9 protein-coding genes are annotated in these 10809 nt (G+C 49.1%); 5 read left to right on the top strand and 4 right to left on the bottom strand.

The window, feature by feature from the left end; genetic code table 11:
* Window positions 1–50: 50 nt before the first annotated feature.
* Window positions 51–233 (top strand): winged helix-turn-helix domain-containing protein, encoded by a 183-nt coding sequence (locus L693_RS29265; protein WP_269320847.1) that lies wholly within the window; start codon window positions 51–53, stop codon window positions 231–233.
* Window positions 223–1530, top strand: a complete 1308-nt coding sequence (locus L693_RS0113725) for a sensor histidine kinase (protein WP_025717748.1) — start codon at window positions 223–225, stop codon at window positions 1528–1530. The genes L693_RS29265 and L693_RS0113725 overlap by 11 nt, the downstream gene beginning before the upstream one ends.
* Window positions 1531–1568: 38 nt before the next feature.
* On the opposite strand, the gene L693_RS0113720 is transcribed toward L693_RS0113725, so the two are convergent.
* The 4 genes from L693_RS0113720 to L693_RS0113700 all read right to left on the bottom strand — a co-directional run bounded on the left by L693_RS0113720 (window position 1569) and on the right by L693_RS0113700 (window position 6337).
* Window positions 1569–4034, bottom strand: coding sequence for a heavy metal translocating P-type ATPase (locus L693_RS0113720; RefSeq protein WP_025717747.1), 2466 nt, complete (start codon window positions 4032–4034; stop codon window positions 1569–1571).
* Window positions 4035–4149: 115 nt separating this feature from the next.
* Window positions 4150–4350, bottom strand: a complete 201-nt coding sequence (locus tag L693_RS0113715; RefSeq protein WP_007428461.1) for a copper ion binding protein — start codon at window positions 4348–4350, stop codon at window positions 4150–4152.
* Window positions 4351–4407: 57 nt separating this feature from the next.
* Window positions 4408–4758 carry a metal-sensitive transcriptional regulator gene (locus L693_RS0113710; RefSeq protein ID WP_025717746.1) on the bottom strand — a complete coding sequence of 117 codons (351 nt, stop codon included), beginning with the start codon at window positions 4756–4758 and terminating at the stop codon, window positions 4408–4410.
* A gap of 349 nt (window positions 4759–5107) precedes the next feature.
* A complete protein-coding gene (locus L693_RS0113700) occupies window positions 5108–6337 on the bottom strand; it encodes a multidrug effflux MFS transporter (protein WP_025717745.1) in 1230 nt (409 codons plus the stop codon).
* A 210-nt stretch (window positions 6338–6547) separates the two neighbouring features.
* Here L693_RS0113700 and L693_RS0113695 point away from each other — a divergent pair, with 210 nt between their 5' ends.
* The 3 genes from L693_RS0113695 to L693_RS0113680 all read left to right on the top strand — a co-directional run.
* Window positions 6548–7141 carry a DUF5317 domain-containing protein gene (locus tag L693_RS0113695; protein ID WP_025717744.1) on the top strand — a complete coding sequence of 198 codons (594 nt, stop codon included), beginning with the start codon at window positions 6548–6550 and terminating at the stop codon, window positions 7139–7141.
* 280 nt (window positions 7142–7421) lie between these two features.
* Window positions 7422–9272, top strand: coding sequence for a bifunctional diguanylate cyclase/phosphohydrolase (locus L693_RS0113685; RefSeq protein ID WP_081752143.1), 1851 nt, complete (start codon window positions 7422–7424; stop codon window positions 9270–9272).
* Window positions 9273–9521: 249 nt separating this feature from the next.
* A partial coding sequence (locus L693_RS0113680) for a copper resistance CopC/CopD family protein (protein ID WP_025717742.1) occupies window positions 9522–10809 on the top strand: 1288 nt, incomplete at its 3' end.

Raw genomic sequence — 10809 nt, 5'->3', positions numbered from 1 at the left:
ACAGGAACTGTCGCACTTGACTTGACAATCCGTCATGTAATAAAGAGCAGATATTAACCCGTGAGCAGATATTTGACCGGGTATGGGGATTTGATTCAGGATCAGCTACGACGGCAGTCGACGTATATATGCATCTATTGCGTAAAAAGCTCGCAGCCCGTAACGCCGATAATCTCCTCCGAACCGTACGTGGAATCGGTTATATGTTAATGGGGGAGCCTTATGTTCACTAACATTCGCAGACGGCTGGTTATCCTGAATACTGTCGTTTTTCTTCTCGTTTTTTCCATATTGGGCACTTGGCTGTACATTCATATGCAATACCAGCTATATCACGATACGGATGAAGTAATGGTACAGGCCCAAAAGCGTTTTCAATTCTCTCGCAATCCGGCAGAACTGCTCCAATCCAATGATTTGGACCCCGAACATGATGAGAAAATAATATACCTGTTCTGGTCTGCTCAAAACGTGTTCCTCGGGCAAATGCCCCGGCAGTCATTTCCCTTGGAGGTAGCTAGTCTGTTCAAGGATCAGTCTAGTGCACAGACCATTCAGACGGTGAGCATCGGTGATCGTAGTTATCGGGCTCTTCAATTTATGTACACACCCAAGCATTCCAACACGCCGATCATAGTTTGCCTCATCAAGAGTCTGCAAGATGTGCAGCGCACGCTCCACTCCTTGATGTGGGATATCACTGCAGGAATTGTCATCGGAGGGATTATTTTCGTTTTTGCGGGTATATTTCTGGCCGGACGCGCGCTTGTGCCTATACGAAACTCCTGGGAAAAACAGCAGCGCTTTGTTGCAGATGCGTCACATGAGATGCGAACACCAACGGCAATCATCCATGCCCAAACAGAGATGCTCCTGAGGCACCCCACACATTCCATAGAAGAGGAAAGTCCTCATATCGCTGTGATTTTAAAAGAAAGCAAGTGGATGGGCAGGCTGTTGGAGGATCTGCTGACATTAGCCCGATCTGATTCCAATCAGTTGCAAATTGCCCCCTCGTCCATCGAGCTGGATTCATTATTACGGGAGTTGGCAGAGCAATTCAGGCTATTGGCAGATACCAAAGGGATCAATATCCAGACGGATTTACAGGAGCCCCTACTCCTGTGGGGAGATGGCGGGAGAGTACGCCAGCTTCTTACTATCTTGCTGGATAATGCCTTGAAGTATACCCTACCCAACGGACAGATCAAGGTGGCTGGACGCTATCAAAACCATTCCGTATATATTAGTGTGTCAGATAGTGGCTGTGGAATCCCGGAAGCTGAACTGCCCCATGTCTTTGACCGATTTTATCGTGGTGACAAGGCCAGATCCCGCACCGAGGGGGGAGCAGGACTTGGACTATCCATCGCTCAGTGGATTGTAGAGGTACATGGCGGAAGCATCCGAGTCCATTCGGAAATAAATAAAGGAACTCAGGTGGAGCTTTTTTCCCCCGAAAGAAACAGCAAGCGGACTAAAAAGAGACAGGACGGAACATTAAAAAACGGCAATGGCACAAACGTCTAGGACGTGAATGTCATTGCCGTTGCTTTTTTTTGCAAAGATTACAGCTTTACCCGTTGGAGGCGCAGTGCATTCAACACAACCGAAACAGAGCTGAATGCCATAGCTGCTCCCGCCAGCCACGGGGCGAGGAAGCCTAAGGCAGCAATCGGAATGCCGATTACGTTGTAACCGAGCGCCCAAAACAGATTCTGCCGTATGTTAGTCATGGTCCGGCGGCTCATTTCGATTGCGTCGGGAATGCTGTTCAGGTTGCCGCGCATGAGCGTGATGTCGGCAGCCTCCATCGCCACATCCGTACCCGTGCCCATCGCCATCCCAATATTAGCCGTAGCCAGCGCAGGCGCATCGTTAATACCATCGCCCACCATCGCTACGACCAAGCCTTGTTCCTGAAGTCGTTTCACTTCTTCAGCCTTGCCCTCAGGCAGCACCTCCGCCAGTACCTGCTCAATTCCGGCCTCGGCAGCAACCGCCCGCGCGGTCCGTTTATTGTCGCCCGTAATCATGATGACTTCAATGTTCATCGCCCGCAGACGGGCAACGGCCTCACGTGACGTTTCTTTGATCGTATCCGCCACGGCGACCAATCCCGCATAGGAACCCTCCACAGCGACAAGCATTGCTGTTTTCCCTGCGTTCTCCAGCTCATTCATATGCTGCTCGGCGGAGTCAGCTATCACAATGCCTTCCCTGCTCATCAATCGGCGTGTACCTGCAAGTATCTGCTTGCCTTCCACATGAGCCTTTACACCATAACCCGGAATATTTTCAAAATCTGTTGGCTCTGCCAGTTCAATGCCGCGATCCGCAATCCCCCTTACAATGGCTTCCGCCAGTGGATGCTCCGAGCTTTTTTCCGCCGCACCCAGCCATCGCAGCAGATCCGTTTCAGCCAAGCTATTCTCTTCTACAATCACATCCGTCAGCACCGGCTTGCCATTCGTAACTGTACCTGTCTTATCCAATATCACCGCGTTGATCGAGCGAGTCATTTCCAGATGCTCGCCGCCCTTGAACAGAATTCCATATTCTGCGGCACGTCCCGATCCTGCCATAATGGACGTTGGCGTAGCCAATCCAAGCGCACAAGGACAAGCAATGACGAGAACTGCAATCATCTTCTCCAGTGAACCAGCAAAATCAGACGGTGTCACAAGGAAAAACCAGACGAGGAACGTCATGACGGCAACAGCCACTACAATGGGTACAAAAATACCCGAGATTTGATCCGCGATCCGCTGAATAGGAGCCTTGGAGTTTTGCGCATCTTCCACGACCTTAATAATACGGGCCAACGCTGTATCACCGCCTACACGCTCGGCCTGGATACGAAGTACTCCGTTTTTATTAAGCGTGGCTCCGGTGACTGGGGAACCCGCCTCTTTTTCAACCGGAAGACTCTCACCGCTTAGCATGGATTCATCCACTGCCGAACGTCCATCCACGACCACACCATCGACGGGAATTTTCTCGCCGGGACGTACAATAAAGATATCCTTTACACGCACCTGCTCAATCGGTACATCAAGCTCTTGTCCGTCACGCACCACACGTGCCGTCGTCGCCTGGAGACTCATCAGACTCTTGATCGCCTCGGACGAACGCCCTTTGGCTACCGCCTCAAACCATTTACCGACCAAAATAAGCGTAATCAGCACCGCACTTGTCTCATAGTACAGTTCAGGCCTTTTCATGACAGGCATCCCTGCTATACCTCCCATGCTGTCCATCACGGTAGACGGTCGCAGTGTAAGGTATAAGCTGTAAAAATAAGCCGCAGACGTACCCAGTGCAACCAATACATCCATATTTGAGCTTCCATTGCGAAGCGCTTTATATGCGCCCACATAGAACTGCCATCCAATAATGAACTGGATTGGCGTTGTCAGGACTAGCTGGAACCACGGGTTTAAAAACAATTCCGGTACATAAATCCATGAAGTAAAGGAAAAATGAGCTACCATCGCCCATAATAACGGAAGCGACAGTACCGCCGACACAATCCACTTCCATTTTTTACGCTGGATATCCTTGCTGCGCACATCTGCTATATGATCATCAGCGCTCTGCGGGATCGCTCCGTAGCCCAGCTGCTCAATCTTGCTTACCAGATCCCCGACTGTAATACTCCCTGCTGCGTATTCGACATGAGCCGTTTCCATTGCCAAATTCACCGTAGCACCTGTCACACCCGGCATTCGATTCAGACCCTTCTCAATCCGGGTTGCGCATGCCGCGCATGTCATGCCTGTCACATTCAGATTGGCTTCTTCGCTTACAGTTCCAAAACCCAGAGAAGCAATTTTATCGCGAAAATCAGGGATATCCACCTGCTTCGGATCATACGATATTGACGCCTGCTCCAGAGCCAAATTCACGTTGGCCTGGGCCACACCGTCAATTCGTTTCAGTCCCTTTTCAATACGGCTTGCGCAGGCGGCACAGGACATCCCTGTAATATGAAGCGTTGTCTGCTTGTCACCGTCGGTCGCACGGTTTTCCATGGTAGCTCTCCTCCTGCATACCCCACAGGGGTATATTATATTCCAAAAGAAAAAGCTCCTGCTACGGAAGCTTCTTCTTTAAAACAAATCTCTTCACGCATGAAGCACCTTAAACTTAAACAACATCATAGCCTTGGTCTTCAATCGCAGTTTTCAAGGCCTCCACGTTCAGCTTGGACTCATCATACTCCACAGCCACTTGCTTCGCTTCTAGATTGACCTTACCGGAAGCGCCAACCTTCTCCAAAGCTCCTTCTACTGCCTTCACGCAATGATTACAGCTCATGCCTTCTACGTTCAATGTAACTTGTGCCATTATCTTTTCCTCCTCCGGGGTACCTCATGTACCCGATTATGTGTATGGGTATTGCTTTTAACGGATTAGCTTCTTGACCGTAACCAGCAGCTCGTCGATCACTTCCCGCTCTCCTGCCTGCATACGCTCAATGACACAGCTTTTCATATGCCCTTCCAGCAGCAGCTTGCCGACACCATTCAGAGCGGACTGAACAGCCGCAATCTGGTTCAGCACATCATCACAGTAGGTATCCTTCTCGATCAAGCCCTTAATTCCGCGCACCTGACCTTCAATACGGTTCAACCGGGATGTAAGGCTGTTCTTAAATTCTGCCGAATGGTGACTTTTTCTAACTGTCTTTTCTCCATCTGTTCCGCAATGATTCTCATGAACTTCATGGTGGGAAACAGGTTGCTTCTCAGCCATACATCAGCCTCCTGTGTTGTGTATATGCCTGTGTAGTTCATATCAATAGTGCATTTGTTAATATGTCCCTATCATAATATACCCCCACGGGGTATGTCAAGACTCCAGAAAAATGTCACTTGCTCGCCTTATTTTATCCTTATTTATTATTACCAAGCGATTTAAGCTGATCAAAATATGGCTGGAGCAGCTCCACATGCGCTTCGTAATCTTCTCTTTCCTCTTCAGACAAACGATCAGGATATAACTCCCCATTGACACCCGTTATGCACGGCAGAAAAAACTCCCATTGACTGAAATGGTTCACGTATCAGTCGATGGGAGTTTTTCAGTTCAAGTTCATCTTCTTTCAAGCTTTTGAGCGTTCGGCCTTCGCAAGTACCAGAAAGCTTAACAACGCACCGATCTCCGCAATAGCGATAACGACCGCCATGGGTACAGGCGTTGTGCCGCTACCCAAGCCCACTAACGGTGAAGCGATGGAGCCAAGCAACAGAGGCAGCAAGCCAAGCATGGCGGACGCACTACCAGCGGAGCGCTGCTGGCTCTGCATGGCCAGTGAAGTCGTCGTTGTGCTCACAATCCCCACGCAGGAAACGATGAAAAACAGGGGAACTAAAACAGCAAACAATTGACCTCCGGTAAGAGCCACGGTAAGCAAGCTGATGCCGGCTACGACCGCAATCACCAAACCCGACAAGAGCAACTGGCGCTCGCTGAAGCGGCCCACGAGTCTGCCAGTCAGCTGGGAAAACAGCACAATTCCCAAGCCATTCACAGCGAAAATGATGCTATACGTTTGAGGGGAGACCCCGAAAATATCCTGAAGCACGAACGGCGAGCCAGCGATGTACGCAAACATTGCTCCTGTAATGAGTGCCTGTGAGAAGGCATAGCCCATAAAGCGTCGATCCGCAAACAAATGACCAAGTGTACTCAGCGTCTGTTTCAGCCCTCCGGATGAGCGGCGATTAACAGGCAGCGTTTCCGGCAAGCCCAGCACGACAGCTATCAGCATAGCCACACCGACCAGACAAAGCACCATGAACACGCCGCGCCAGGAAACAAAGTTCAGAATGACTCCTCCCAGCACAGGTGCGGCAATGGGAGCCACGCCATTCACCAGCATGAGCAATGAGAAAAAGCGCGTTAATTCTTTGCCTGAGTATAGATCACGCGCTACAGCTCTAGAGATTACGATTCCCGCTGATCCGGTGAGCCCTTGAACAAAACGAAGCGCAATAAGCAGCCCGATATTAGGCGCCAATACGCATAGCAGCGAAGCCGCAGCGTACAGAATAAGCGATATGACCAGCGGCCCTCTGCGGCCTCTGACATCACTAAGCGGACCAGCAACGAGCTGACCCACTGCCAGTCCCAGCAAACAAGCGGTTAAACTAAGCTGCGCCAGCGAAGTGGTCGTATGTAGATTGTCGGCTAATGTAGGTAATGACGGCAAGTACATATCTATGGACAAGGGCCCAAAAGCACTCAATGCGCCCAGGACAAAGGCAACCCATAAAATCCGGGATTTGGTCATATCTGCGGCAACCATTACCGTATTAGAGAACCGGTTCATAATCAGAATCATCCTTTTCACAAAAAATAAAATATGACTTCAATATATTATGATATCATCCATTTCGCCCTGCTTCGAACAATTACACGCTAATCCGCGATTTTTTTTGAAAACTGCTATATATCAGGCAGGAATTTACCAATTTCAGGTCGAATTATACTGTATCCAAAACATGCATTCAAAAAATTTATGAAATCTGGAGAATGATAAATGGTCTATGATGGAGTGCTGCTGGGTCTCATTGTAGGTCTGCTCCGAGGAGGCTGGCGGCAAGGTCTGCTCCGTTTCAGTCAGATTCGCCTCATAGCGGGCTGGATGTTCCCCTTCCTGCTGCTGGTACAGTTTATGATTTTTTATGCCCAGGAAAAGTGGGCTTGGCTAGCGTCTATTAACGGATATCTATTTATGGGCATCTACGTGGTTGGATTGATATTTCTCTGGTTGAACAGACAGCATAAGGGATTCTGGCTTATTTTCATCGGCGTACTGTTGAATTTTATCGTAATGGCAGTGAATGGCGGCAGAATGCCGGTCTCGTTGAGCGCTTCGGAGGTGCTGGGTCCCTATTATACAGACATGCTTAAATCTGGAAGCATCATCTCGAAGCATTATATGATGGATGCGAGCACGCATTTATCATTGCTTGGTGATATCATCCCTCTCTCCAAGCCCTATCCCCGCACGCAGGTGATTAGTATTGGAGATGTGGTCATGAACTTCGGGATGTTCCTGTTTATCCAAAGCGTTATGGTCGTGCACAAGAAGAAGGATAATCAGCAAGGAACCAAGCCCCACCACGCCTAATGCGTACTTATTCCAAGGAAGGGAGGGAATCCTATGAAGAACCTGAAATACTCCCGTGTGATTATCAATGCTATTATCGTCGCTTCTGTCGTAATCGCTTTGACTTCCGGTTACAAAATCGGGGGCTAGTCACCGATAAGAAAATAAGGAAGCACAGGCTCAACAAAACAGGCTGGATTCCGGCCTGTTTTTTCATGTGGAATTTCCGATTACAAAATTGTAAGTTAACCATTCACCCCTGGTAGCTTTGACATCAAGATACGACAAGGCAGGAGAAGAAATGATGAGTATATTAAAAAAGCTGCAAGAACGGGTTACCGCGACGGGAATATACGTGTTTTGCATATGTACGGTAGGCGCAATCGTCCTCTTGTATACGAACCACTGGTCCTTTTTCCACTATTCGACAACAGAGTGGGTCACGATTTATTCCCTATTGGGAGCAGTTCTGACTCTGGAGCATTTTACCTTCCAGCTACCACCAGCCAGTAACAAGCAGTCCATGGATTCCTCAGTATATCTTGCTTGTATTTTTGTGCACAGCGCTGAAACTGCCATTCTGATTTTGTTACTCAATTCAATCATTGCCGCATTCCGGCATCAAGAGCTGTCCTGGTGGAAGCATACCGTCAATTTTTCCATTTATGCACTTGCCATTTTCCTGTCTTCAACAGTATTTGAGCTAAGCGGCGGAACGCAGGGAGCCTTGAACCAAGAACATTTTGCTTCCTACCTACTCGCACTGGTCTGCTACTTTGCGGTGAATACAATTACTCTTGGGATCTACTTTTATATCGCACACAAAGGGTCCTTCAATGAGCTGAAACAGGCTTTTTTGGCTGAATCCCTGCTCGTATATTTATGTACACTCATCCTGTCTCTGGTGTTGACCACGTTGATATATTACAACGGCATTTTGGGACTTCTGTTGGTCCTTGGGCTAAGCATGCTCCTGTCTCACGCGTTCAAGCAAATGTTCATGATGTATCGGGAAATTGAGGAAAAGGCCAACATGGATCGCAGAACAGGACTATACAATCACAGTTATTTTGAAAACACACTTGAAGCTGAACTAAATATATCGAGAACCCAGAACACTCCTCTCAGTTTAGCGTTGATTGATATTGATGATTTCAAAAAATACAATGATCACTTTGGCCACCTCAAAGGCGATCAGCTACTGGCATTCCTCGGTGATTTTCTAAAAAAAGAAACCTCTGGTACTCAGATCACTGTATCCCGTTATGGCGGAGAAGAATTCACCCTGCTTATGCCTGAACATACCGCTGATCAAGCTTACGAAGTTGTTAATGCCATGCGCAAAAGACTAAATGACTCCCGCTACGAGGGTGTGGAAATCTTTCCGCACGGCTGCTTGTCCTTCTCAGCTGGCATTGCACAAAGCCGCATCGACATCTACGACAAATCACAGCTGGTCGATCTGGCTGATAAAGCATTGTACTATGCCAAGAAGCAGGGAAAAAATATCGTTCATACACATGGCAGTTTAAATGAAGTGGAACGTGAAGTCGATCTTGGACAAGATATTCGTGATATTGAACAGCAGCTTAATCTATTTTTGTACAAGGATATTAATACCTTCAAGCATTCCAAACGGGTATTCAGATATGCAGCAGACATGAGCGAAGTCCTTCAGCTCGGCCCGGAGGACAAGCGGCGTTTTGTACTGGGTGCTCTCATTCATGATATTGGCAAGCTCGAAATCCCATGGAATATCCTGAATAAAATAGAGAAGCTGTCCTGTGAGGAATGGAAGATGGTAGAAGCACATGTTGTGTGGGGCAAACGAATTATTCAGGCCAACGAAAGATTCATAGATTTGGTTCCTTTTGTGGAGCTGCATCATGAACGCTATGACGGGGAAGGTTATCCGTTCGGCTTTAAGGGCGAACAAATTCCCCGACTGTGTCGGATGCTGACGATTATCGACTCTTTTGATGCAATGACGTCAGAACGCCCTTACCAACCCACCAAAACGTTTGAGGAGGCCATTGAAGAACTGCGCGCCTGCTCGGGTAGCCAATTCGATCCTGAACTAACGGATATTTTTATCCATTATATTCAACACAAGCAACCTGCTTTTATTGGTTCCGTGGAAGCTGGACTCTAGTCTCCCACAGGCTCGCCCTCGTTGCCCCTACCGCCAGAAATCATCCAGATTTCTAAATCGGTAGGGGTTTTCACATTATTAGCAAAAACAAAATGCTATTTATTTCAAATTTCATATAAATGTCATAATTCGCTCCATCCATTCACACGATATGCACTATGATAGATAGAGATTGGGTTTGTCCGTATAAAATAATACAAATGAGGATATCCTCGCTTCAAGTAATCGAGAGAAGGTGACTTCACAAGCATGTTGTACCTGTCCAGGCCAGCTCGTATGGCTTGTCTTCTATTGCTGTGCCTACCACTTCTTATCCTGTTTCCTCGCTCATCATGGGCTCATGCATTTGTCGTTGAATCCAGTCCGACCGAAAATCAGGTTTTGGATAAGTCGCCTTCACAGGTGAGCATCACCTTCAATGAGGATTTGCAGCCTGCCTTTATGTCGATCAAGGTGACCGATGAAACAGGCAAGCGAGTCGATACAGGACAAGTACAGCTCAACCCGGAACATAAGGCCACCATGGAAATCAAACTGATTCCGGGGATGAAGGGTGGAATTTACACCGTCAATTGGAGAGCATTGTCCGCGGACGGACATCCGATTAATGGGGTCATTCCCTTTCAAGTCGGTAGCGGCTCCAATGCGTATACCAACCCAGCTGCCACGCCTGAAGGCTCAGCAGCATCACGACCCGACTTAATCGCTGTCCGGTGGTTCCTTTACATAGGAATATCGCTGCTTTTTGGAGCGCTTTGCTTCCGTTTGTTCATCTTGCCGAGCTTAAGCCAAGGCAATAGCAAGGAAGCAAGGACACCGCAGGAGCTTGATCAACGCTCCTTTGCCACATTACCCCGCTGGCCCGTGCTGCTATGGAGCGGCTACGCCATAACATCTGCCGCCATTTTGATCAGTCTGCCGCTTCAGGCCTCTTGGGATGCGGGGGTTTCCATCGGGCAGGGCTTTACATTCTCGATCCTGGGAGAAGCGCTCCAGTTTACAGGGGCAGGACAAGTCTGGTTCGTCCAGATGGTTCTCGTACTGCTGCTGAGTGTAACGCTGATTTACGCGCTGGATCACAGCATTTCCATTCGTCAGCGCCGTCTGTGGGGCTACAGCTCTGTCATCCTGACGCTGAGCGTCATGCTGTCCAAGGCCTTTGTCGGCCACCCGGCAGCGGCTACCCATTCGGCTCCGGCCATCGCCGCGGACTTTGTCCACCTGGCGGCGTCAGCCTTTTGGATCGGCTCACTTGCCGTCATGACCGTGTGCCTGCCTGTTGCCGGCTCGGAGCTGCCCGTGTCGGAGCGGGCAGCTCTGCGACAAGCAGCTCTGCGTCGCTTCGCCGGCGGGGGCATTGCTATGGTGGCAGCGCTGCTCGCCACCGGTATCTATGGAGCCGTGCTGTACGTACCGGCTCCCTCCTTGCTGCTGAACACGTCCTATGGACTCGTTCTGCTCGGGAAAGAAGCGCTGCTGCTGGTCATGCTGGCCTTCGCGGCCAGCCAATTCCGCAGCGCACGACAAGCGGCGGCGA

It is taken from the genome of Paenibacillus sp. 1-18, assembly GCF_000520755.1.
GTDB lineage: Bacteria > Bacillota > Bacilli > Paenibacillales > Paenibacillaceae > Paenibacillus > Paenibacillus brasilensis.
Note: the sequence above shows the minus strand (reverse complement) of the source record. Positions and strands in the feature narration are given on the sequence as shown.

What these genes read in the sequence shown, in the direction of transcription:
- L693_RS0113725 (WP_025717748.1), top strand. Translation starts at nt 223, where the DNA reads ATGTTCACTAACATTCGCAGACGGCTGGTTATCCTGAATACTGTCGTT.
- L693_RS0113720 (WP_025717747.1), bottom strand. Translation starts at nt 4,034, where the DNA reads ATGGAAAACCGTGCGACCGACGGTGACAAGCAGACAACGCTTCATATT.
- L693_RS0113715 (WP_007428461.1), bottom strand. Translation starts at nt 4,350, where the DNA reads ATGGCACAAGTTACATTGAACGTAGAAGGCATGAGCTGTAATCATTGC.
- L693_RS0113710 (WP_025717746.1), bottom strand. Translation starts at nt 4,758, where the DNA reads ATGGCTGAGAAGCAACCTGTTTCCCACCATGAAGTTCATGAGAATCAT.
- L693_RS0113700 (WP_025717745.1), bottom strand. Translation starts at nt 6,337, where the DNA reads ATGAACCGGTTCTCTAATACGGTAATGGTTGCCGCAGATATGACCAAA.
- L693_RS0113695 (WP_025717744.1), top strand. Translation starts at nt 6,548, where the DNA reads ATGGTCTATGATGGAGTGCTGCTGGGTCTCATTGTAGGTCTGCTCCGA.
- L693_RS0113685 (WP_081752143.1), top strand. Translation starts at nt 7,422, where the DNA reads ATGATGAGTATATTAAAAAAGCTGCAAGAACGGGTTACCGCGACGGGA.